This is a genomic window from uncultured Parabacteroides sp., assembly GCF_902493135.1.
Classification (GTDB): Bacteria; Bacteroidota; Bacteroidia; order Bacteroidales; family Tannerellaceae; genus Parabacteroides.
In genome coordinates this window covers 22,375-45,176 of record NZ_CABUOD010000034.1, presented here as the reverse complement: position 1 = coordinate 45,176, position 22,802 = coordinate 22,375, and the positions used below count along the sequence as shown (strand labels likewise).

Annotated in this window: 18 protein-coding genes and 2 pseudogenes; 4 read left to right on the top strand and 16 right to left on the bottom strand. The window is 46.8% G+C overall.

From position 1 onward, the window contains the following. Window positions 1–66 precede the first annotated feature (66 nt). Complete coding sequence (locus RDN79_RS14320; protein WP_298551057.1) at window positions 67–738, bottom strand: hypothetical protein; 672 nt, start codon at window positions 736–738, stop codon at window positions 67–69. Between the two features lie 332 nt (window positions 739–1,070). After that, a complete protein-coding gene (gene polA, locus RDN79_RS14315; protein WP_298551055.1) occupies window positions 1,071–3,893 on the bottom strand; it encodes a DNA polymerase I in 2,823 nt (940 codons plus the stop codon). 99 nt (window positions 3,894–3,992) lie between these two features. Between polA and RDN79_RS14310 the strand changes: the two genes are divergently transcribed. Beyond that, a complete protein-coding gene (locus tag RDN79_RS14310; protein ID WP_298551053.1) occupies window positions 3,993–4,967 on the top strand; it encodes a polyprenyl synthetase family protein in 975 nt (324 codons plus the stop codon). Window positions 4,968–5,207: 240 nt separating this feature from the next. Continuing rightward, window positions 5,208–5,552: pseudogene (locus RDN79_RS14305) on the top strand (Bro-N domain-containing protein); the annotation flags it as partial. A 235-nt stretch (window positions 5,553–5,787) separates the two neighbouring features. Here RDN79_RS14305 and deoC read toward each other — a convergent pair. From deoC to mnmG, 5 genes are all read right to left on the bottom strand, one after another. Further along, window positions 5,788–6,723: a deoxyribose-phosphate aldolase gene (gene deoC / locus RDN79_RS14300; RefSeq protein ID WP_298551051.1), complete on the bottom strand. Its 936-nt coding sequence runs from the start codon at window positions 6,721–6,723 to the stop codon at window positions 5,788–5,790. Between the two features lie 4 nt (window positions 6,724–6,727). Beyond that, window positions 6,728–7,060 carry a nucleotide pyrophosphohydrolase gene (locus tag RDN79_RS14295; protein ID WP_293732421.1) on the bottom strand — a complete coding sequence of 111 codons (333 nt, stop codon included), beginning with the start codon at window positions 7,058–7,060 and terminating at the stop codon, window positions 6,728–6,730. Between the two features lie 7 nt (window positions 7,061–7,067). Next, window positions 7,068–7,520, bottom strand: a complete 453-nt coding sequence (gene dtd, locus RDN79_RS14290; protein WP_005633815.1) for a D-aminoacyl-tRNA deacylase — start codon at window positions 7,518–7,520, stop codon at window positions 7,068–7,070. A 4-nt stretch (window positions 7,521–7,524) separates the two neighbouring features. Beyond that, window positions 7,525–9,330 carry an excinuclease ABC subunit UvrC gene (uvrC, locus tag RDN79_RS14285; protein WP_298551046.1) on the bottom strand — a complete coding sequence of 602 codons (1,806 nt, stop codon included), beginning with the start codon at window positions 9,328–9,330 and terminating at the stop codon, window positions 7,525–7,527. A gap of 85 nt (window positions 9,331–9,415) precedes the next feature. Then, complete coding sequence (gene mnmG / locus RDN79_RS14280; protein ID WP_298551043.1) at window positions 9,416–11,293, bottom strand: tRNA uridine-5-carboxymethylaminomethyl(34) synthesis enzyme MnmG; 1,878 nt, start codon at window positions 11,291–11,293, stop codon at window positions 9,416–9,418. 179 nt (window positions 11,294–11,472) lie between these two features. Between mnmG and RDN79_RS14275 the strand changes: the two genes are divergently transcribed. Further along, window positions 11,473–12,132 (top strand): hypothetical protein, encoded by a 660-nt coding sequence (locus RDN79_RS14275; protein WP_298551041.1) that lies wholly within the window; start codon window positions 11,473–11,475, stop codon window positions 12,130–12,132. Between the two features lie 12 nt (window positions 12,133–12,144). Then, window positions 12,145–12,567: a hypothetical protein gene (locus RDN79_RS14270; protein WP_298551039.1), complete on the top strand. Its 423-nt coding sequence runs from the start codon at window positions 12,145–12,147 to the stop codon at window positions 12,565–12,567. Window positions 12,568–12,589: 22 nt separating this feature from the next. Here the strand turns inward: RDN79_RS14270 and RDN79_RS14265 are convergent, their stop codons facing one another. The 9 genes and pseudogenes from RDN79_RS14265 to RDN79_RS14225 form a co-directional block, all read right to left on the bottom strand. Then, window positions 12,590–13,345: a LytTR family DNA-binding domain-containing protein gene (locus RDN79_RS14265; RefSeq protein WP_298551037.1), complete on the bottom strand. Its 756-nt coding sequence runs from the start codon at window positions 13,343–13,345 to the stop codon at window positions 12,590–12,592. Window positions 13,346–13,353: 8 nt separating this feature from the next. Beyond that, on the bottom strand, window positions 13,354–15,999 hold the full coding sequence (locus RDN79_RS14260) for a sensor histidine kinase (protein WP_298551035.1): 2,646 nt from the start codon (window positions 15,997–15,999) through the stop codon (window positions 13,354–13,356). A gap of 112 nt (window positions 16,000–16,111) precedes the next feature. Next, window positions 16,112–17,311: a 6-bladed beta-propeller gene (locus tag RDN79_RS14255; RefSeq protein ID WP_298551033.1), complete on the bottom strand. Its 1,200-nt coding sequence runs from the start codon at window positions 17,309–17,311 to the stop codon at window positions 16,112–16,114. Between the two features lie 42 nt (window positions 17,312–17,353). Further along, window positions 17,354–18,516: pseudogene (locus RDN79_RS14250) on the bottom strand (6-bladed beta-propeller). A 150-nt stretch (window positions 18,517–18,666) separates the two neighbouring features. Next, window positions 18,667–19,830 carry a 6-bladed beta-propeller gene (locus tag RDN79_RS14245; protein ID WP_298551031.1) on the bottom strand — a complete coding sequence of 388 codons (1,164 nt, stop codon included), beginning with the start codon at window positions 19,828–19,830 and terminating at the stop codon, window positions 18,667–18,669. 281 nt (window positions 19,831–20,111) lie between these two features. Beyond that, on the bottom strand, window positions 20,112–20,546 hold the full coding sequence (gene ybeY / locus RDN79_RS14240) for an rRNA maturation RNase YbeY (protein WP_298551029.1): 435 nt from the start codon (window positions 20,544–20,546) through the stop codon (window positions 20,112–20,114). Between the two features lie 163 nt (window positions 20,547–20,709). Further along, window positions 20,710–21,030, bottom strand: coding sequence for a nucleotidyltransferase family protein (locus RDN79_RS14235; protein ID WP_298551027.1), 321 nt, complete (start codon window positions 21,028–21,030; stop codon window positions 20,710–20,712). Next, complete coding sequence (locus RDN79_RS14230; protein WP_298551025.1) at window positions 21,003–21,416, bottom strand: nucleotidyltransferase substrate binding protein; 414 nt, start codon at window positions 21,414–21,416, stop codon at window positions 21,003–21,005. The genes RDN79_RS14235 and RDN79_RS14230 overlap by 28 nt, the downstream gene beginning before the upstream one ends. 39 nt (window positions 21,417–21,455) lie before the next feature. Further along, the gene (locus RDN79_RS14225; RefSeq protein WP_298551023.1) at window positions 21,456–22,688 is read right to left on the bottom strand and encodes a nucleoside recognition domain-containing protein; all 1,233 of its coding nucleotides are present in this window, start codon (window positions 22,686–22,688) and stop codon (window positions 21,456–21,458) included. Window positions 22,689–22,802 lie beyond the last annotated feature (114 nt).

The window sequence follows — 22,802 nt, the reverse complement described above, 5'->3', positions numbered from 1 at the left end:
GGCTCTTCATTTAACATTCAGAAAAAATATTGTTTGGGCGAATAGGCGGGAGAGGATTGGGGTATTTCAATAATCCAGTATGGCCCGGACCTGCCGCTTTTCCTTTTTGGGACATATATCGAGGCTGCTGTTTGCCATATTGAATGCCACTCCCAGGTCGATCACGCTGTTGTCTTTGCACCAGTATTCCTCGTCGTATAGCAGGGTTCCCCGGCGCTTGGCAAGGAGCAGGTTGAATTCCCGTTGCTTGGTGTGCAGCAATACCAGATTGAGCATATCCGGCAAATGCCAGTTGTCCAACGTCCCTTCGGAAATAGACTCGCAATAGATCAGGGCATCGAAATAGTCGAGTGTCTGTTCCCGTATCTCCATTACCGAACCTTTATAAGGGATGATATCGGGTTCTATATGCTGGCCGGAAGGACCTTCTCCGACCCGTATAACCACGCCGTTCGCATAAAGATCTCCGACGGCCGGAGCCTGGAAGGGGGGAAGATGGATGCCTTGCGCGATCTGATACCCTTTTTCGGGGTAATAGTAAATGAAATGGCTTAGGGATGTCGTGAGGCGGATGGAACGGATGTGACTGGCTTCGTCCGGAATAGCGATTGAAATGCCCCGATTCAGTATCTCTGTATCCGGTGTTATGTATCGATACAAGGGGAACTGTTCGGATGTGAATTCGAACGCCGCCTTTTGTACGGATGCCGGAAGATTGTCTGGGAATATGAAATACATAATTTTCCAATTGCTCCATCTGTCCCCCTGAGATGGAAAAAATAATAGAAGCGTGGGAACTGCCATCTATCCAAGCAAGAGGTATCGCCAAACACCTATCCAGCAGATAGACAACAGCCCACGCTTTATGTTTATATAATATGTATATATACAAAAAACGTGAGGCAATTGTTGTCTACTGTCCTTGCTGGATGAAAAATTGGCGATTTTCTTGCTTAAGGACAATATGATAACGCTTCTGTTTTACTATGTGATATTGCAACTCTTTGCAATAAAGTTCACTACAAAGATAGTGTATAAATGATATGATTTATAATCTTTATGTGTTTTTGTTAATGCGCTTCCAGCCAGTTCACCCCTTCACCGCAGTCGGCGATCAGAGGAACTTGCAGCTTGATTGCATTTTCCATTTCATCCAATACGATTTGTTTCACTTTTTCCAGTTCGTCCTTGTAGACGTTAAAGTTCAATTCATCGTGTACCTGCAGGATCATCTTGCTTTTCAGGCCTTCGGTTTCGAAACGGTTGAAGATACGAACCATAGCCACCTTGATGATGTCGGCGGCACTGCCCTGGATCGGGGCGTTGATCGCGTTTCGTTCGGCATATCCCCTCACGATGGCGTTGTGGGAGTTGATATCCGGCAGGAAACGTTTCCGCTTGTAGATCGTTTCTACATATCCTTTTTCTTTCGCCACCTCGATGCTTTCGTCCATGTAGGCACGGATGTCCGGATAGGTCTTGAAGTAGCCTTCGATCAGCTCTTTCGATTCTGCACGGGGAATGTTCAGCCGTTCGGCCAACCCGAATACGGAGATACCGTAGATAATGCCGAAATTGGCCGTTTTCGCTTTCCGGCGCATGTCGGAAGTGACCTCTTCGACCGGAATGCCGTATATCTTGGCGGCAGTGGCGGCATGGATGTCGGCTCCGCTGCGGAAGGCTTCTATCATGTGGGCATCCTGGCTGAGGTGAGCCATGATGCGTAGTTCGATCTGCGAATAGTCGGCGGAGAAGAAGATACAGTCTTCGTTTTCGGCTGTAAAGGCTTTCCGGATTTCACGTCCCAATTCGTCGCGTACCGGAATGTTTTGCAGGTTCGGGTTGGTGGAGCTGAGGCGGCCGGTCGAGGTGACTGCCTGGTTGTAGGACGTGTGGATCTTGCCGGTCTCCGGGTTGATCAGTTCGGGCAGGGCGTCGATATAGGTGCTGAGCAGCTTCTTCAGCCCGCGATATTCGAGCAGCTTTTCCACGACGGGATGTTTGGAACGCATTTTTTCCAGTATTTCTTCACTCGTGCTGTAGCTGCCTGTCTTCGTCTTCCTCGCTTTCTCTTCTATCTTGAGGTGATCGAAAAGGACTTCGCCGACCTGCCGGGCGGAATTGATGTTGAACTTCATTCCTGCCAGTTCGTAAATCTCTTTCTCCAACTTCTTGAGTGCGGCTGTCAGTTCTCCGGACGATTGTTTCAGGGCGACGGTGTCGAGCGTCACTCCCGTATATTCCATTTCGGCCAATACATATATTAAAGGCATCTCGATGTCATAGAAAAGCGATTCGAGCCCTTCTTTCTCCAGGCAAGGAGCAAAATAGTTTTTCAGCTTGAGCGTGATGTCCGCATCCTCGGCGGCATATTCGGCTACCTGTGGAATGGGGACGTCGCGCATGCAAAGTTGCTTTTTCCCTTTCGGCCCGATCAGCTCCTCGATGTGTACCGTTTTATATTTAAGATACGTTTCGGCAAGATAGTCCATGCCGTGGCGCAATTCGGGATTCAGAAGGTAGTGGGCGATCATCGTATCGAATAGAGGGCCGGCTACCCGGATTCCGTATTTGCGGACGACAAGGATGTCGAATTTTATGTTTTGTCCGATCTTGAGCGATTTCGAGTTTTGCAGGGCGGGGGAGAAGTGGGCAAGAACTTTGTCCGCTTCTTCGCGGGCTGCCGGAACAGGGACGTACCAAGCCTCGTTTTCCTTCACCGCGAACGACATTCCGACCAATCCGGCCTTCAGCGGGTCGACGCTATCTGTTTCCGTGTCAAAAGCAAAAAAATCCTGTTCCTCCAAAAACCGTCCTAATTCGGTTCTTTTCTCCTCTGTATCAACAAGATGATAGGTGTGAGGAGTGGACTTTAAGTTCGCGAGAGTCGAATATTTGGGAACAACCGTAGGCTCGGTCGCAAATTCTTCAAAGAGCGAGCCTTGAATGGGGCCTGTGGGAACTGCTTTTTTCTTCGTGTTACTCTTTGCCGGAGCTGACGCCGCTTTGAATTCCGTTTTGACTTTTTCCGGCTCTCCGCGCATCCTGTTAATAAATGTTCTGAATTCTAATTCGGTGTAAATCTCTATGAGACGTTCCTCATTCATCTTTTCACGGATGCATTTGGCGGCATCGAACCGGATCGGGACATCCGTCTTGATAGTGGCCAGGAACTTGGAGAAGCGGATCTGCTCCATGTTCTCCGTGACCTTCTTTTGAAGGGAACCTTTTAGCTTGTCGGTATTCTCCAAAAGATTTTCGATCGTTCCGAATTCGGTCAATAATTTCTGGGCGGTCTTTTCACCGACACCCGGACATCCGGGGATGTTGTCGGAACTGTCGCCCATCAGTCCCAAAAGGTCGATCACCTGGTTGACCGATGTCAGGCCGTATTTGCCCAGCACTTCGGGTACGCCCATAATCTCGTAGTCACCGCCGAAGCGGGGGCGGTACATGAATATATGTTCGGACACCAGCTGGCCGTAGTCTTTGTCCGGGGTCATCATATAAACCTCGAAGCCTTCTTTTTCGGCTTGCTTGGCAACCGTGCCGATCACATCGTCGGCTTCATAGCGCGGGACTTCCAGTATCGGGATATTGTAGGCTTCTATGATGTCTTTGATGAAAGGGACCGACTTGCGGATATCTTCCGGTGTCTCTTGCCGTTGCGCCTTGTACTGTTCGTAGGCTTCGTGGCGGAAAGTCGGGCCTTTCGGGTCGAAGCCTACCGCAATATGGGTCGGGTTTTCACGTTTCAGGACATCTTCCAGGCTGTTGATAAAACCGAAGATGGCCGAAGTGTTCATACCTTTGGAGTTGATACGCGGGTTCTTGATAAAAGCGTAGTAAGACCGATAAATCAATGCATAAGCATCTATGAGGAATAACTTCATCTCTTTTAACACGTTTTAGTGTGACAATTGTCGGTAAATGTACGAAAAAACTCGCTTACTCGATACTTTTTGTTACTTTTGCGCATCTTAGGATCGATTATGAAGGATAGAAGTAAAATAGAACAACCGGTTGCCGTAGAGTTTCAACGTTTTAATGATGAGTTTGCTGCTTCGCTGCGAAGCGAAACGAATCGTTTGCAATCGGCTATTGACCAGATACTGAATGCGAGCGGGAAACATGTCCGCCCCTTATTGGTACTTTTGACAGCTAAAGCATGCGGGCAGGTAACGGATAATACGATCAATTCGGCTGTTTTGCTGGAATTGCTTCATACTGCCACACTGATTCATGATGATGTGATCGACGAGACCAAACAGCGTCGCGGCGTTCCTTCCCTGAATGCCATATTCGACAACCGCATATCTGTTTTAGTGGGCGATTATGTCCTTTCCACCGCGTTGATCCGTTCTATCCAGACAGGTAATCTGCAAATCATAGGTATCGTATCCAACCTGGGCCGCGATCTTTCGGAAGGGGAGATCAAACAGTTGGAGACGGCCGAAGAAAGCATCATCGACGAGTCCTGCTATATGCAGGTGATACGGAAAAAAACGGCCATGCTGCTTTCCGCGTGTGCCGAGATCGGTGCCATCTCGGCCGCAGTATCCGGTGAAATGGTGGAAAAATGCCGGGAGTTCGGTGAATACTTAGGTTACTGTTTCCAGATCAAAGATGATATCTTCGACTACTTCAAGGAGGCGAATATCGGCAAACCGACCGGCAACGATATCCGGGAGGGAAAGGTCACGCTCCCTTTGCTGCACGCTTTGCAGACGGGCAAGAGGGAAGAGGCTGAACATTGCCTTCATATCATAAAGGAGAAAGACTTTACCACAGAGAATATAGATTTGCTGATTGATTTTGCGAAAGCGAACGGGGGAATCGAATATGCCGAACAGCGTATGCAGGTATATCATGACAAAGCGGTAGAGGTTTTGATGACATTCCCTGAATCGGAAGCACGTGAAGGTTTGCTGTCGCTTGCCGATTACATCGTAGAGCGCCGTAAATAGGTTTTCGCGTATTTACTGTCACTCTATCACTTTTCTCCTTGCATCCTTTGTATATCAACATGTATTGAGTGTGATAGATGCCCTTTTCATCTATCACTCCTGTGTCACTCTCTATCACACTTTTCTTTTCATTTAATACGTTATTGGTTGAAAATCAATTTGATAAATATGCCGAGGGAAAGTTAGGTTTGCTGCTTTATTATCAGTATCTTTGCCAGATATTACTTAAAAACAGTGACTATGACAAAAAAAGAAGCGATTAAGCTCTTCGAAGAGCGTAAAGTCCGGACCGTTTGGGACGATGAACTGGAAAAATGGTACTTTTCTATTGTAGATGTAATAGGTGTGCTAACCGACAGTGTTGATTCACGTAAGTATTGGAATAAGCTAAAACAGCGGCTTAAAGAAGAAGGAAATGAAACGGTGACAAATTGTCACCAGTTGAAATTAGTAGCCGAAGATGGAAAGAAACGTCTTACCGATGTTGCCGATACCGAACAACTTTTCCGCCTGATTCAATCCGTACCTTCTCCCAAAGCCGAACCTTTCAAAAGGTGGATGGCGCAGATTGCCAGTGAAAGAATCCTCTCCGTTGAATGCGCATAGCACTTTGGAGAAACTTCCGGAAGATACGGAAAAAGATGAATGAACTGCTTATATAAACACGACGACACCCGGATGTAGGCGATTCCTGCATCCGGGTGTTCGTTTAGGGTAGATCCGGGTGTAGCGGGAGGGAACATCCGGATGTAGCCGAATTTACGTCGTTGTCTTTTGGAAAAAAGACTATGGGCTTGTGGGAAATGTCCCGTTGCTTTTCTTATTTTCCCAAACGGTGTTCGATGTCTTCCACCAGGCTGCTGGCTCCTATGCGGAACAGATCTTTATTCAACCAGTCGTTTCCTAATACTTCCTTGACAACGGTATAGTAGCGGACAGCCTCTTCTGCCGTGCGGACACCGCCTGCGACTTTGATGCCGACGCGCTTTCCCGTGATGGAATGGTACTTTTTCAGGACTTGGCACATCGTGTAGACGGCTTCCGGAGTGGCGCCCGGATAGCCCTTCCCGGTCGATGTCTTGATGAAATCCGCACCGGAATAGACCGCGAGGATAGCCGCTTTCTGAATGCTTTCGGGAGTCTGGAGGGCACCTGTCTCGAGGATGACCTTCAGTTTGGCATCACGGCAGCTCTCTTTGATCTCCTGAAGTTCTTCGGTAAGTTCGTCATAGTTCTCTTCGAGGAAATAGCCTAAGTTCATGACAACGTCGATTTCATCGGCTCCCTGCATGACGGCCATCGCCGTCTCGGCAATCTTTATTTCCATGAAGGTCTGCGAGGAGGGGAAACCGCCTGCTACGGACGCAATCTTTACCTCCTGTGCGGAGAGGGCCTCTTTTACCGTCTCTACAAACAGGGGATAGGTGCAGATGGCGGCCACGTTGGGCACGTCGGGGCGGGTTCCTTCGAAATCGTTCACCTTGTCGACCAGTTTCCAGATGCTCTCCTTCGTGTCGATACTGGTGAGCGAGGTCAGGTCGATGAAACCGTGGATCTGCTTCAAGACGTCGGGAGTGAAGTTGTCGTTCCCCTGTTTTCCGAGCAGTGTCTTTACCCGTCCGGCGACTTCTTCCGTCGTGCCGGCCGCTTCGAATTTGGCGAATGCCTGCAGGTATTTGTTGGTGTGGAGATGTTCGGCGTCTTCATCGTGATGATGATGTCCGCATCCACATTCGTGATCGTGTTCGTGTACCATAATCTTATAGCTTTTTATTGTTTATATGTCGTTCTTTATCGCGGTCCGTTTTCTTTTGCAGATTCTTTTCGAAAGCAGCAGTCAGATCGACGCCTGTCTGGTTGGCAAGGCAAAGCAATACCCATAGGACATCGGCCATTTCATCGCCTAAATCACGGTGTTTGTCGCTTTCCTTGAAAGACTGTTCGCCGTATGTGCGGGCCATGATGCGGGCCAGTTCGCCGACTTCTTCGGTCAGGATGGTCATATTCGTCAGTTCGTTGAAGTAGCGGACGCCATACGTTTTGATCCAGCTGTCCACCTGTTCCTGTGCCTGTTTGAGCGTAATTTCTGCCATATCTTTATCATTCTTTATTCTGTGAATCGATCCAGATCGTGACAGGCCCGTCGTTCACCAGTTCCACTTTCATGTCGGCGCCGAACGTGCCGGTCTGCACTTCCTTTCCGATCTGCAAGCCCATCTCGGCGCAAAAAGCCTCGTACATCGGAATGGCTATGTCCGGTTTGGAGGCATGGATATAGGAAGGGCGGTTCCCCTTCTTTGTGGAGGCGTGGAGGGTAAACTGGCTGACCACCATCACTTCCCCTTCCGTTTCGACGACAGAGCGGTTCATAACGCCGTTTTCATCGTCAAAGATGCGGAGGTTGGCAATCTTCTTGCACAACCATTCGATATCCTCCTGCGTGTCGCGGTCTTCAATGCCGACCAGCACGAGCAGGCCTTTCCCGATTTTGGACTTCAGCTGTCCGTCTATGGTTACGGAGGCATGTTGTACCCGTTGTATCAATGTTCTCATATCTTTATTTTAAACCATTTAATAATGCTTTTGTTTTGGCTTCTCCGATCACTTCCTTCAGCTCGTCGAAGCCGGCTTCGCGGATGCGTTTTACGCTCTTAAAATGACGTAAAAGTAATACTTTTGTCTTTTCTCCGATCCCTTTTATCGTATCCAATTCGGATTTTGTCTGGTTTTTGCTTCGCTTATCCTTGTGGAAAGTGATGGCGAAACGATGCACCTCGTCCTGTATTTGCGTGAAGAATTTGAACATGAAACTTTGTATCGGCATGCCGATCGTTTCGGGAGGGAAGCCGAACAGGAGTTCCGAAGTCCGGTGTTTCCCGTCTTTTGCCAGCCCGGCAATCGGAATATCCAAGTGCAGTTCGTCCTGGATCACTTCGCGCACGACTTCCATTTGTCCCTTTCCACCGTCGGTGATGATCAGGTCGGGCAGGGGAGCCTCTTCGGCGATGGCACGCTGGTAACGGCGGCGTACGACCTCTTTCATCGAGGCGTAGTCGTCCGGGCCGACAACCGTTTTGATGTTGTATTTCCGGTAATCTTTTTTCGATGGTTTCGCCATTTTGAAGACGACACACGCAGCCACCGCATCGCTTCCCTGTATATTGGAGTTGTCGAAGCACTCGATGTGTGCCGGCAATTTCGAGAGATGAAGCGTGTCCTGTATCTCTTTTAAAAGGCGGGTGCTGCGTTGCTCCGGATTCAGTTTCTCCGCTTGTTTCAGCTTGTCGACCTTATACTGCTTCACGTTCATCTCCGACAATTCCACCAGCTTCTTTTTGTCTCCGCGCTGCGGAACGGTGATCGAAACGTTTTCCAGTTCTATATCCAGCGGAAAAGGAACGATGATTTCGCGTGCAGTGCTTTTAAAGCGGTTGCGCATTTCGATGATGCCTAAGCTGAGCAGGTCCTCTTTCGACTCGTCCAAGCGTTTTTTGTATTCGAACGTATAGGCTTGCACGATCGCCCCGTTGCCGATATGCAGGTAATTGATGTAGGCGGAATTCTCGTTTTCGGCCAGCGAGAATACATCTATATTGTGGAGCATCGGGGTGACCACTGTCGATTTGGAACGGTAATTCTCGATGACTTCATACTTTTCTTTGATCTTCTGTGCCTCCTCGAACCGCAATTCTCCGGCCAGTTTTTGCATCTCTTCGTACAGATGCTTGCTTATCTGCGAAATATTCCCGCGTAGGATTTCCTTTATCTCGGAAATGTTTTGCTGGTATTCCTCCAGTGTCTGCAATCCTTCACAAGGTCCTTTACAGCGTTTGATATGGTATTCGAGGCATACTCTATACCGTCCTTCCGCGATGGATTCGGGGGTAAGAGGGTATTTGCAGGTACGTAGCGGATACAGCTCTTTCAACATTTGCAGCATGACCTTTGCCGTGTAGATGGAAGGGTAGGGACCGTAATAGCGCGAACCGTCCCGTACGATATTCCGGGTTTGGAATACGCGCGGGAAATATTCGTTCTTGACAACGATGGACGGATAGGTCTTGTCGTCTTTCAGCAGCACGTTGTACCGGGGGCGATATTGCTTGATCAGGTTGTTCTCCAAAAGAAGCGCATCCTCTTCCGTGTCGACAACAAAGTATTTGATGTCCCGTATCTGTTTGACCAGGACACGCGTTTTGTTGCTGTCGTGTTCTTTGTTGAAATAGGAGGAAACGCGACGCTTCAGGTTCTTCGCTTTGCCTACATAGATGATCGTTCCCTTCTCGTCGAAGTATTGGTAGCAGCCTGGCGATTCCGGTATGACGGAAAGGATGTTTTTTATATGTTCCTCGGTTGCGTTCATTTCTTTTTGCATCTATTTCTATCCTATTCTCAGTCTTTTACGCTGTTGTTGTTAAAGTAAATGTTTCACGTGGAACATTCCGCCTTTAGCGCCCCAACATCACCAAAAGGATGTTGATGTCGCTCGGTGAGATACCCGGAATGCGGCTTGCCTGGGCTATCGTGTCCGGGTCTATCCGTGTCAGTTTCTGGCGGGCTTCCGTAGACAAAGACTGGATCGAATTGTAGTCGAACTTCCCTTTGATGTGGATATTCTCCAGACGGTTTATCTTGTCGGCGATGATCTGCTCGCGGCGGATGTAGCCGCTATACTTGATTAAGATTTCTGCCGCTTCGATAATCTCTTCCTTTCGTGAAACAGGAACCTTGTCCAGTTCTGTCCGGAATGCCGGAACCAGTTCCGCGATATTCTCCAACGTGATCTGAGGGCGCGGAATCAGTTCGATCAACTTGCATCCGTGTGCGAGCGGGGTAGTGCCCAACGCCTCCAGGCCGCTGTTTATATATTGCGGTTTGATGGAGTAGTTTTCTGCGAAAGAAATGATCGCGTCCCGGCTTGCCTTTTTTTCTTTCAGCAGATCGTAGCGGTCCTGCTTTGCCAAGCCGAGATGATACGACTTTTCCGTCAAACGCATGTCCGCATCATCCTGGCGGAGCAGAATGCGGTATTCTGCACGCGAGGTAAACATGCGGTAAGGTTCGTCCACGCCTTTCGTGACAAGATCGTCGATCAATACGCCGATATAGGCTTCGTCGCGTCCTAAGACGAACGGCTCTCCGCCGTGGCAATTGATATGTGCGTTTATTCCGGCCACCAATCCTTGTCCGCCGGCTTCCTCATATCCGGTCGTCCCGTTGATCTGTCCTGCAAAGAACAGGTTGCGGATATGTTTTGTTTCCAGGTTATGGTGGAGTTGTGTCGGATCGAAGAAATCATATTCGATTGCATATCCCGGACGGTAGATCTGTATGTCGCGGAATGCCGGGATCTGTTGCAGGGCGCGTAGTTGTATCTCTAAAGGCAAGGAGGAGGAGAAGCCGTTCAGGTAGTATTCCTGTGTCGTTTCGCCTTCCGGTTCCAGGAAGAGCTGGTGCTGGGGCTTGTCTGCAAACGTCACGATTTTCGTCTCGATGCTCGGACAGTAGCGCGGGCCGATGCTCCGGATCTGTCCGTTATACAACGGGGAGTCGGGGAGACCTTCGCGCAGGACTGCATGGCAGGCTTCGTTGGTGAACGTTGTCCAACAACTTAGCTGTTTCAGAACGCGGTGCGAGGTGTCCATATAAGAAAACTTATGGAAGTCGTTTTCTCCGGGCTGTTCCGCCATTTCATCGAAGTGTATGCTCCGTGCATCGATACGCACAGGCGTTCCGGTCTTCATCCGTTCGGATTTGATGCCTAATGAGACCAGTTGTTCGGTCAGTCCGGTCGCCGCCGGTTCGGCTATGCGGCCGCCTCTGATCTGTGTCCGGCCGATGTGCATAAGCCCGTTCAGGAAAGTCCCGTTTGTCAAGACTACGCTTTTCGCATGGAATTCGACTCCCATATCCGTCTTTACGCCGCATACGGTATTCCCGACGAGCAACAGTTCGCGTACGGTATCCTGCCAGATATACAGGTTCGGCAGGTTTTCCAGTATTCCCCGCCAGCATTCGATGAAACGGGCGCGGTCGCTCTGGGAGCGCGGGCTCCACATCGCCGGTCCCTTGCTTTGGTTCAGCATACGGAACTGGATGGCTGTCCGGTCCGTCACGATTCCCATATATCCGCCTAAAGCGTCGATTTCGCGGACGATCTGGCCTTTGGCGATACCTCCGACAGCCGGATTGCAACTCATTTGCGCAATCTTGTTCATGTCCATTGTTATGAGAAGCGTCTTCGAACCCATATTGGCGGCCGCCGCTGCGGCTTCACAGCCGGCATGACCGGCACCTACCACGATCACATCGTAATTGAAAGTCATTGTCCTAATTGTCTTTGTTTCTTTTGCAAAGATAGTCATACTCGGCCTTTCAGTCATCATCCCAAAGAATATTTTGCTTATGCTTTGTTTCGTTAAGGTTCGACGAAACTTATCGGTCGAGGTATGCAGCGTTTCGAATGCTGCGACCATCTTACTGATATAAGTCTAAAAGAAATGTTATGAAAAAGTATGTACTTTTGTTAGGGCTGTTGATACAGGCGGTGTCGGTTATGGCCCAGGAGGCGTCTGCCGGGAAGTCGATGTTCTCCGTTCATGCAGGGCCGTCCTGGTATTTGGGGAAAATGATCGGGATCACGAACAACGCCGACGCTTATCGGAATGGTTTACGGAATGGGATCGCCTGGGATGCCGACTATTATTTCTTGGGTGACAAATATATCTCCGGTTCGTTTAAGCTCGCTCCCGGACTTGTCTATCAGGGCGGGTGCTATAAAAACACTCATGACGAAAGTTCCGACAAGATCCTGATGCATTATATCGCGCCTCAGCTTGCCTTGTTTATGGTGAAGCAGAAATACAATCTGTCTTTGTCGACCGGGGTGGGATATCAGCATTATAAAGATAAAAGTTTTGTGTACGGCAAGCCGCGGGATGTGTCAATGAATAAACTGGCCTATAATCTGTCGGCGGGGGGTGAGTATCGTCTTTCTCCGCTTGTGGGGATTTCCGCAAAGCTGAACTGGATCGTTACCTCCTCCGAGAGCTATTCGGTCAGGTACCACGGCCAGAAATGGCAGGTCGAATCTCCTGAATTGAGCGATGGCGGAGGATGCTTCTCCCGATTATCCTTATTGTTCGGTATGAATTTACACTTTTAATCAGATACGGTTATGAGACATCTGTTATTTATCTGTTTGTTGCTGTTTTGTGTGGCCTGTGAAGAGAACGAATCGGTCGATCCGACGGTCATGCCCGAAGCTACTACGACCGGGGCGAATACATTCGGTTGCCTGGTAGACGGCTGGGTGTACACAAGTGGCCGGTGGGGGTTGCCTGTCGCGGAATATTGGGAGCGGGAAGAGGACTCCGGCATGACGGTTTCGGCGCAGGTCGGTCTTGGTTCGTTTATCCGTTTTACGATTGCCGATCCCAAGCAGGGCGAGACGCTTCCTTGCGTGAATGTATCTTTTGAGAATCAAAATATGGAGGATGGCAAGGTCTACATCTCCCGTATGTCGGACGGCGTGTTCAGCGGCACTTTCGAGGGAGGACGCATCACGAAAGGCCGTTTCGATCTGAAATACAAGGAATGAGCGATCGCTCAGGCGGCTTGGTTTATAATTGCTTTAATACTTCCATCACATAGTTCCGCCGTTGGCGGGAAATGCTGACCGAAGCTCCGTCTTTCATGCGTATATATCCGCCGTCGCTCTTGATGAAACTTTTGATTTCATCCAGGTTGATCAGGTGCGATTGGTGGACGCGGAGGAAGTTGTAGGGTGTCAGCAATTCGTCAAACTCCTTGAGTGTCTTCGATACGATCAGTTTTTCTCCTGACTTCAGATAGAAGGTCGTGTAGTTGCTTTCGGATTCGCAACGGATGATGGAACCGATTTCGACAAATTCTATCTTATCGGCGACCGACAGGGCTATTTTCTTTTGCTTGTCCAATACTTGCGTGTTTTGCAAGAGGTTCTGCATCCGTCTGTTTTCCTGTTTCCGAAAGACGACCTGGACCGCCTTGTCTACGGCATGCGTCAGTTCTTCCGGGTCGATAGGCTTCAGCAAATAGTCGAGCGCGCTGAAGCGGATGGCCTGGATCGCATAGCTGTCGTAGGCGGTAACGAAGATCACTTCAAACGGAATCTCCGGAAGACTGCCTAAAAGGGAGAAGCCGGTATCGTCGCCCAACCGGATATCCAGGAAAAGGATATCCGGTTTAGCTTCGAGCAGCACGGCACGGGCTTCGGTGACGGAACTGCAAACGGCCGATATCCTGATTTGCGGACAATGCCTCCCGATCATACGGAGCAGGTTCTCCCGGTTCCCCTGCTCGTCTTCTACGATTGCTGCTGTTATTTTTGTATTCATATTTTGTCTTATAAAGGAATGGATAGCCGGACATGGCAACCGGAAACGGATTCTTTCTCCTGCCTGTTTTCGATCGTTATGCCGATTTCCGTATTGTACAAATCCTTTAATATCTCGAACTCGTTGCTGATGGCACGGATACCGAAGCCGCTTCCCGTTTCTGCTTTCATTCCGGGACCGTCGTCGATGATGTCGATGACCAACAACTGGTCTTGCAAAGATAATCGAATTATGATTTCTCCCGTACCGCGCGGAGCGATTCCGTGTTTGACGGCGTTTTCGATGAAAGGCTGTATCAGCATCCCCGGAATCTCGATCGCATCCGGTTCGATATTTTTGTCTACCGTCAGCGAGTAGGAGAAGGGGAAACGGAGCTGTTCGAGCTTCAGGTAGAGTTGTAATTGTTCGATCTCGTCGGAGAGGGGGACCAGTTTCTTTTCGGAAGTCGCCAGCACTTTCCGCAACAGGCGTGAGAAGTCGATCAAATACTTATTCGCCTCCTGATTGGCCGAGCGGTTGATCAGGTTCTGGATCGAACTGAGCGCATTGAATATAAAATGCGGGTTCATCTGGGAACGGATGGCACGTAGTTCGAGTTCACGGATGCGGCGGCGGTTACGCTCCTTCTTTTGCCTTCCTTTCACCCTGAAATAATAAGCGATACCGATGATTGCCGCGATTAAAAGCGTACCTAATACTCCTTCTTTGAATCCCTTTATAAAGTCGTTGAAAGATTCGTCTTCCCGTTTCAGGTCGTTTTGAATGATTTCCAAGGCGGGGCTGGGATCAAATTCCCAATTCGTAAATTGCCGATGGAGGATGGTCCCGTCTTCACGCATCAGGATAGTCACGGTGCCGAGTCCCTTACGCCTTAATTCCTCTATTTGCAGATCGGAAATAGCTTTAAAAGGCTTTACCCGTTTGGCATTGTTAGATTGGAATTTTGAATATAATTCGAGTTGCACGATGGAGGCCAGCCCTTCCGATTCGAGGCGTTTCTTGAAATCGAGTGCATTTTGAAGGCTTGGCGCTGGAAGACCTTGTTCCCTCGTTGATAAAAACAGCAGGATGTATTTTCGGTCGCTTCCTTTCACCAGATGCAGGCTATCGGCTATCATAAGGCCGCTTTCCCGGATATTTTTTCCGGCTTCGAAGGGCAATAGTTTATCGTATGCTCTTCGAAGCTGATTTGTCAGGCTGGTATCCGGACAGGAGCGGATAAAATCGTTGTAATCCTCTTGAGTTTCAGCTAACGTTTTATCGTACATTAAAAATTGTAAATTCATTTCGTTTACTTGATATTTGGGAAAGCCGGAGAGGATATGTTTATTCAGAAAATAATCATCTGCCGGATTCAATACATATTTTTCCTTCGCTTTTTGTGTTTTTAGGTTCAGGTTGTCTGATTTCAATTCCTGTTTCTTATACATCGTGTAAACATTCAAAAAATAAAAGTAATTAGCAACCTCCGGTCGATGCATGCTGTATGCAAAATCGATAAGTGGATTGACCGATACGAAATAGGGAGCTTGCCAGTCGACCAAGCCGCTTTTGTGCCAAACTTCTTTATCGTTGGCATACATATAGAGATGAAGGGCAAGCGCCCCTTTAAGATACTGTTCCGAACGTTCGAATACCATCCGCCAATAAGGATCCATGTTTTTAAAATCTTTCGCTAATACATTTTGGAACAGAGATTCGCGGAGTTGGAAGGCTTTTTTCATTTTATCGGGAGATTCGAGGTCCGAAGGGTACATATAAAGGTCTGATTCGTACAGGTCGGCGAATCTTCGGTAGCTGTATTGGAGATTGTTTTGTTCGCTTCCCCGTCCCTGATAACGTCTTTTGTGCGTTGTGGCAAACAATTCTTTGTCTTGCGTGATGGAATCCCCCGGAGTAAGCCGTAGCGTCACCCGTTCGCCCACTTTGTGTTCGGTCGGGTAGGCGATGAATATCTTCTTGTGGACGGTCGAATCGTCAGACAAGTCGAAATTGACATAGCTACAGGTAAATTCCGTATTCGGAGGAAGGGAGAACGAGGCGTCGATGACCCGCGTGTTTTGTGCCAGCCGAGGCATCCCGTCTTCCTGCCAGCCGGTCAGGATATCCTGTGCCGCCGGTGCAAGCAGTTTGTCCAAGGGTAAGGAATCCTGGACAGTCGTTTCCGGATAGGCGGACAACCCTGCCTGTCTTACTCCGAAAGGGACATAGTTTTTCGAGTAAGAAAAGGTAGTTTCTTGCCTGTCTAAAGTATGTGCTTTCCGGCTTTCCCGATCGTATGTGACGCGCAGGAACCGTTTGCCGACCATCTCGTGATCGAACGTAAAGTCCTGCTGATAACGGCTGTCAAAATAGTAGAAACCGGGCTTCCCGGTATCGTTCTTGCAATCGTACAGGCTCTTGAACGTGAAATCGAGGGTGAGGGTACGTGCATTCAGCTCCGTTACGGTCGCCCTGAAGGTGATTCGTCGGATGTTTTCCGCCCGCCAGGGAACCTTTTCTTCGATGCCCGGAGCCACATAGGGATAGTAGTGGACGGACTCGATTTCCACCCAATCGCCCTTTTTCAAAGAGTCGGGTGTATAGGGAACGAACGTTTCAGCCGAACCGCTGTTTACCAGAAAAAGGAGAAGCAATAGGAGTGCTGTTTTCATACCTGTAAAAATAAGATGAATAATTGAATTACCCTTCAAATATATCCCGTAAAGACCGCTTATTGTTGATTTAATGAGCGGATGGTTGTTTTGAATGAGTATCGGACCTCGTTTATAAGCTTCTGTTTTTTTGTTTTATCAACATAATCACCGGATTGGAGTCTTCGTCCAGTTCAGATGCGATCTCTTTGAGCTTCCCTTTGAGTTCTCCTTTGTTGTAAGATTCGACAAGTTGGTAGGCTTCTAAAGAGTTCCAGGATGTAATTTCGTGACTAATGGGTTTAATCATGCTCATATAGATTTCTTTTTTTGTTGTAAAATCACCATTGTATATGGTGTATCCGGAAAAAGACTGTTCTTTCGTGTCGTATACGAAATACTTACTTGGAAATCCTTCTTGTGTGTTCCAGTCATATATATTTTTGATTGATTCCATAAAATAATAACGATCCGAAAATAACCGGATAATCAAACCCTCTTCCGGATTCATGGATTGAATCGACGGTGTTCTTGCGATAAAAGGATGTAAGTTGTAGTCCGGTAAAAAGGTGTATACCGTATCTGATGAAAGCTCTGAAAGTAGCCAATTGCCATTGAAGGGGAAGATGGAATAGTAACGACCAGGTCCGACCCCGATCACTGCTTGGCCGTTGTTTTCCTCTGTATTCCTTATTTGGCTTAAGAACTTCTTTTCTTTAAATGGGACTTTTATCTCTTGGGCAATGTGCCCATCCTGTTTGGATATAAGTACAAACGGAAGCTCTTTATTGTATTCGTCATAACAAATTAAATGCTGTCTGTCATAATTGAATATGTCGCTATAAAATTGGGAATCCGTACCGTTTTTGTGTTTAAAGCTTCTTTTGAAGTTGCCGTATAAATCATATACTACGATTTTTCTCCCTAAGATATCGTTTACGAACATTTCTTTGTCCTCTTCATCTAAAGTGACGGTGTAAAGACTTATATATTCTTCACCACTTTGTCCTTTACGATTAATCTTTCGTACGGCTTTACCGCTCCGGTCATACACAAAAATATTTCCGTCATTAATCCGGTTTCTGTTTTTTACTAATATGAATTCCTTACCGATATCCAATACGATACCTTGATTTATGAAATCATCGTTCGTTTCTAACGCAATATATTCGACATCCATAAAGTCCTGAAGTATCAATTCCTTTTTGGAGGAATAATTCTTAACAACATCAACCGTAATGAAATCATTACTGCCTTTCTGTTTTTGTCCTTTACTTTCCGCCACTATTGCCAGAAAAAGAATGATTGCTAAAGCTACATTGATTCTTTTCATATTCTATATCTGTATTTGATAAGCGATAATATAACCTAAAGGTTACTTTTTGTGTTTTACCAACATAACCACCCGATTGTCATCCTCCTCCAATGTCGCAGCGACTTCTTTTAGTTTGCCTTTCAACTTCCCCCTTTTATAGTCCCGACAAAGTTCGAAAGCATTGATAGTAGAGCACAATTCGCCTTTTGAATTGATTGGAGGCAATGTCACGATATAGATTTCTTTCTTATAAGAATAATCACCATTGTATAGGATATAGTTAAAAAAGTCCTTTTCCTGTATATCGTACATAAAGTACTTGCTCGGGAAACCTTCTCCTTTGCTAAAATCATATATATTCGTTACACTTTCCATGAAATAATAGCGATCGGAAATCAACCTTAAAACCACGAAAACTCCAGGATCCATGGTGTGGATAGGTGGTGTTCGCGCAATAAGTGGGCGCAAACTGTAATCAGGCATTAATGTGTAGATCGTATCCGAAGAGGCCTCAAATAGAATCCAATTACCATTAAAAGGAATTATACAGTTATGAGGACTTGGTCCTGCTGATCTTGTTACTCCTTTCTCATAATCTCTTACAACGATATGAAACAATTGCTTCTCTTTAAAAGGGACCTTGATTTCTTTCGTTATACTTCCATCTTGCTTCGACACAAGCAAGAACGGTATCTCAAAATTAAACTTATCATAACAGATCAAGTTGTTCTTGTCATAATCAAGCATATCCAAGTAAGACGAATTTTTCTCACTCTTTTGATTCAGATTTCGTTTGAAATTTCCTTCCAAATCATAAACCCTTATCTTCTTCGCACGAAAATCATTTACGAAAATCTCCTCATTTTCTTCATCCAACGAAACCGATCTTATAGACACGTATTCTTCTCCCCCTGTCCCCTGCGGTTTATTTTGCGGATAGCTTTTCCGCTCCGATCATATACGAAAATATTGCCATTATCATAATAATTTATCACTATTATGTATTTTTCGCCAACCGCCTGCACGCATGCCCGATTAACAAACTCATCATTTGTTTCCAGCGGAATATATTCCACATCCATGAAGTCTTGAAGAACCAGTTCTTTCTTGGGGTAAGAACCTTTCGTTACATCTACTGTTATAAAACCATCAGTCGATGAATTACCTCCACATCCTGCCATCACAAACAGGATGATTATTTCTATAAAAATTAATATTTTCATCTTCATATCATTTTATTTACTCTATTATTCTTTCACATGACAAAAATTTGCTGAAAACGGATGATATACACCAATCCCGGACATTCGATTGATGTACCGTTAGGCATGGACATATGAATCAACTTGTGTTCCAACACTGTCAATATTTTTTTACTTTTTAGACTTCACCAACATAACCACCCGATTGTCATCCTCCTCCAATATCGCAGCGACTTCTTTTAGTTTGCCTTTCAACTTCCCTTTTTTATAGTCCCTGCAGAGTTCGAAAGCATTTAAAGTAGCCCATAATTCGCCTTTGGAATTGATAGGGGTCAACATAGACATATAAAATTCTTTTTTATATGTATAATCACCATTGTATGCTGTATAACTATAAAAATCCTTTTCATGTGTATCGTACACAAAGTACGTTCTCGGAAAGCCTTCTTTTTTACTGAAATCATATACATTCTTTATGCTTTCCATGAAATAATAACGATTGGAAACCAACTTTAAAACTAAGAAAAATTCCGGATTCATAGTGTGGATAGGAGGTGTTCGTACGATAAACGGCCGCAAATTGTAATCGGGCATTAATGTGTAGATCGTATCTGATGAGGGTTCTAACAGAATCCAATTGCCATTAAATGGGATTATTCTACTGTATTCACCCGGTCCAGCAGCTCTTGTTCCTCCTTCATGTCTTAAAAGTTGAAGAAATAGCTTCTTCTCTTTAAATGGGGTTCTAATCTCTTTGGTTATGTTTCCGTCTTGCTTCGATACGAGTAGGAAGGGTATTTCTTGATTGCATTCATCGTAACAAATCAGATTCTCTTTATCATAATTAAATATATCCAAATAAAACTGGGTATCACCATCTTGTTTCTGTTTGATACTTCGTTTAAAATTTCCTTCCAAGTCATAAACCTTTATTTTTCTTGCCAAGAAATCGTTTATAAACATTTCATTGTTTTCTTCATCCAATATAACACTTCTACAAGAGATGTACTCTTCTCCCCCTTGCCCTTTACGATTTATCTTACGAATGGCTTTTCCGGTCCGGTCATACACAAAAATATCACCATTATCCTTATAGTTTTTTACTAATATGAATTCTTTACCTACATCCTGCACAAACCCTTGATTCACAAAGTCATCATTTGTTTCCAGCGGAACATATTCCACCTCCATGAAATCTTGAAGAACCAGTTCCTTTTTGGGAAAAGAATTTTTGGTGACATCTACCGTGATCAAGTCGTCTGCCGTTTGAACCTGTCTTTTGCAACCTGTCGTTATTAACAAAATAGATAGAAAGAAAATAGTTGTGCCTTTCATGCCGGGTAATTTATTATTGTTGCCAATCCTTTATTTGCCTGTTTCCAGGAATTCAAATCTATATGATAATGCTGGGGAATATCCGGCAAATGAGCAGATGGTCGTTTGGAATGAGTATTTATGATGGTAATGGCGAGCAATCGGTTTTGGGAACATTGCTCCGGTTAAAAGCAGATATAACCGGAGCATACACAGGCTTTTTCAGGCACACATATCATACAACCTCTTCAGAAGCATCCTTAACAGGAAGCGGCTCCAGACATTTCTTTTTACCGGGAAAGTTAACTTTCCCGGCATTCCTCCGGCAATATCGCCAGTGCTTTGTTCTCGTTGGCCTCCATGATCTCGCGTTCTCCAGGCCCTTTATCGTTGATGCCGCATAGATGGAGGATGCCGTGGATGATGGTACGGTGGAGTTCCTCGTTGTAGGAGGTGTTGAAGGCTTCGGAATTAGTCTTCACCGTATCGAGGCTGATAAACAGGTCCCCCGATATCTTGTCGCCGCTGGTATAATCGAACGTGATGATATCCGTATAATAATCATGTTGGAGGTACTGGCGGTTCACTTCCAGTATCTTCTCATCGGAACAGAAGATGTAGCTGATATCGCCGACTTTCTTCCCGTATGTGGCGGCAACCTCTTTCACCCAGTTGCCGACCGCTCTCTTTTTGATTGCCGGAAGCTTGATGTCTTCCGCGTAGAATGCTATTGCCATATTGTTATTCTTTTTGTGTTTTATCTTTCCGAATGGTATGTTAAAAAATATTACCCGCTATACTAATTCCAAATAGATGCACTACTAATCCGATTTACATGGGGTAGGAGTGTCATTTTGATAGTAGGTGAAAAATAGATTTGTCATAAATTTCCTGTTGTTTCTACTGTTTGTAAATTGTTACTCCAACCCTGTCGATATGTGCTTTTAAATCGGGGTTTGTAATGGATGAATAGGAGAGAAGATCGACGAAAAAGGGGAGGAGAGATGCTTCGAATGCTCCCGCGAGGCTGCACAAGTCTTCTCTTGTCAGGTTGGAGCCCTTGATTGCAAAGTCTATGTCCGAACCCGGCTTGTAATTGCCTTTTGCCCTTGAACCGAAGACGACTGCTTCCTCGACATGCGGATATTGCGAGAAGATCCGGTCGATGATCGCCTGATGACCGGGTGTCAGCCCTAATCGTATGATTGTATCTCCAACCATGTGTGTAACTCTTTTAACAGAGGAAAATATTTTGTTTGGATATTGTTTGTGACCAGTAGAGCCGTAGCCTCGTCATACGTATGAGTTGTCAGATTCCGGTCATGCAGGGCTTGCAACCAAAGGTCGCCGTCTTTGATATAACCGGATTGGAATGCTTGCCGCAAGGTGGCGCGAGGGGAGGGGCATGTGAATCCTTCCGCCTCCAGGTAATCTTTCAGGGTTTTCCATGAAAGTTCGAATGTGAATTCGTAAATCTGGACCAGCCCGGCTTGCAAGACGAAATTGTCAGGGTCGTTCCGTATGATCCGGATCGCCTCGCTTAGTCGGATGAAAGCTTTGTTGAAATTCTGAAAACGTTGTTTCCAGCGTATATCTTGTTGTTCCATGTTTCTTTCTTTATTTACGATACGAAGATACGAAATTTTTCAGGTAAAAAACAGATACGTCATAGCTACCGCCGCAATCGCCCCGGCTAAATCGGCCAGCAGTGAACAGGGGATCGTATAGTAGGTATTGCGGATTCCGACACTGCCGAAATAGAGGGCAACGACGTAGAAAGTCGTGTCGCTCGATCCTTGCACGATGGAGCAGAGGCGGCCTATGAACGAGTCCGCGCCGTAGGTGTTCATCGCGTCCAACATCATACCCCGCGCCCCGCTGCCGCTGAGCGGTTTCATCAGCATGGTAGGCAGACCTTCCACGAACTGCGTGTCCAGTCCTGCTGCCGCGACTCCCATGCGGATGCCGTCGATCAGGAAATCCATCGCTCCCGAAGCCCGGAAAACAGCAATGGCGACCAATACGGCGATGAGGTAGGGGATGATGGTCACGGCGGTTCGGAACCCCTCTTTCGCCCCTTCTATAAAGGTGTCGTAGACATTGATTTTCTTACGGATTCCGCTGATGATGAATCCGCATATGATGGAGAAAAGCAAAATGTTGGCAAACAGGGTAGAGTAGAGGGAGACCGACTGCTGGCTCATCATCCCGAAAAGCAAGGCCAGACCGCCGATGAACGCGATCATACCGCCGAAGAAAAGCAGCAGGTTCCGTTGCAGGATGTTGATCCGTTGTTTGAAGCAGACCGCCAATATGGCGACCAGGGTAGAAGAGAAGGTCGCGAGCATGAGGGGCAGGAAGACATCGGCCGGGTTGGCCGCTCCCATCTGTGCCCGGTAGGTCATGATGGAGACCGGGATCAGCGTTAGTCCCGAAGCATTGATGCAAAGGAACATGATCATCGGATCGCTGGCTGAATCCTTCTGCGTGTTCAGTTCCTGCAACTCTTTCATGGCTTTCAGTCCCATCGGCGTGGCGGCATTGTCCAAGCCTAACAAGTTGGCCGAAATGCACATGAAAATGGAGCCCGTTGCCGGATGGTCTTTCGGTATTCCCGGAAAGAGCTTGCTGAACACGGGCGCCGTCAACCGGGCAAACGCCTGTATCACGCCCCCTTTTTCCCCGATTTTCATGATGCCGAGCCAGAGAGCCAGGACTCCCGTCAGTCCGAGGGATATCTCGAACCCTGTCTTTGCCGAGGCAAAGGAGGCGTTGATGATGTTGGTGAAAACTTCCGTGTCTCCGCCGATGGCTAATTTGCAAAGTGCCACCACGAAAGCAATCAGAAAGAAGGCGATCCAGATATAATTTAGAACCATAGTAGTTGTTGACAGGTAATAAGATACTTGTTAATGGTTACAAAAATAGGAAATAATCCGCTTTATCGGAAAAAGAAGGCGGGAAATGGCAGATTGTTTGCTTAGTTGCAAAAA

Excerpts from the sequence above, each read along its gene's own strand:
- RDN79_RS14320 (WP_298551057.1), bottom strand. The coding sequence starts at position 738 with ATGTATTTCATATTCCCAGACAATCTTCCGGCATCCGTACAAAAGGCG.
- polA (WP_298551055.1), bottom strand. The coding sequence starts at position 3,893 with ATGAAGTTATTCCTCATAGATGCTTATGCATTGATTTATCGGTCTTAC.
- RDN79_RS14310 (WP_298551053.1), top strand. The coding sequence starts at position 3,993 with ATGAAGGATAGAAGTAAAATAGAACAACCGGTTGCCGTAGAGTTTCAA.
- deoC (WP_298551051.1), bottom strand. The coding sequence starts at position 6,723 with ATGGTACACGAACACGATCACGAATGTGGATGCGGACATCATCATCAC.
- RDN79_RS14295 (WP_293732421.1), bottom strand. The coding sequence starts at position 7,060 with ATGGCAGAAATTACGCTCAAACAGGCACAGGAACAGGTGGACAGCTGG.
- dtd (WP_005633815.1), bottom strand. The coding sequence starts at position 7,520 with ATGAGAACATTGATACAACGGGTACAACATGCCTCCGTAACCATAGAC.
- uvrC (WP_298551046.1), bottom strand. The coding sequence starts at position 9,330 with ATGAACGCAACCGAGGAACATATAAAAAACATCCTTTCCGTCATACCG.
- mnmG (WP_298551043.1), bottom strand. The coding sequence starts at position 11,293 with ATGACTTTCAATTACGATGTGATCGTGGTAGGTGCCGGTCATGCCGGC.
- RDN79_RS14275 (WP_298551041.1), top strand. The coding sequence starts at position 11,473 with ATGAAAAAGTATGTACTTTTGTTAGGGCTGTTGATACAGGCGGTGTCG.
- RDN79_RS14270 (WP_298551039.1), top strand. The coding sequence starts at position 12,145 with ATGAGACATCTGTTATTTATCTGTTTGTTGCTGTTTTGTGTGGCCTGT.
- RDN79_RS14265 (WP_298551037.1), bottom strand. The coding sequence starts at position 13,345 with ATGAATACAAAAATAACAGCAGCAATCGTAGAAGACGAGCAGGGGAAC.
- RDN79_RS14260 (WP_298551035.1), bottom strand. The coding sequence starts at position 15,999 with ATGAAAACAGCACTCCTATTGCTTCTCCTTTTTCTGGTAAACAGCGGT.
- RDN79_RS14255 (WP_298551033.1), bottom strand. The coding sequence starts at position 17,311 with ATGAAAAGAATCAATGTAGCTTTAGCAATCATTCTTTTTCTGGCAATA.
- RDN79_RS14245 (WP_298551031.1), bottom strand. The coding sequence starts at position 19,830 with ATGAAAGGCACAACTATTTTCTTTCTATCTATTTTGTTAATAACGACA.
- ybeY (WP_298551029.1), bottom strand. The coding sequence starts at position 20,546 with ATGGCAATAGCATTCTACGCGGAAGACATCAAGCTTCCGGCAATCAAA.
- RDN79_RS14235 (WP_298551027.1), bottom strand. The coding sequence starts at position 21,030 with ATGGTTGGAGATACAATCATACGATTAGGGCTGACACCCGGTCATCAG.
- RDN79_RS14230 (WP_298551025.1), bottom strand. The coding sequence starts at position 21,416 with ATGGAACAACAAGATATACGCTGGAAACAACGTTTTCAGAATTTCAAC.
- RDN79_RS14225 (WP_298551023.1), bottom strand. The coding sequence starts at position 22,688 with ATGGTTCTAAATTATATCTGGATCGCCTTCTTTCTGATTGCTTTCGTG.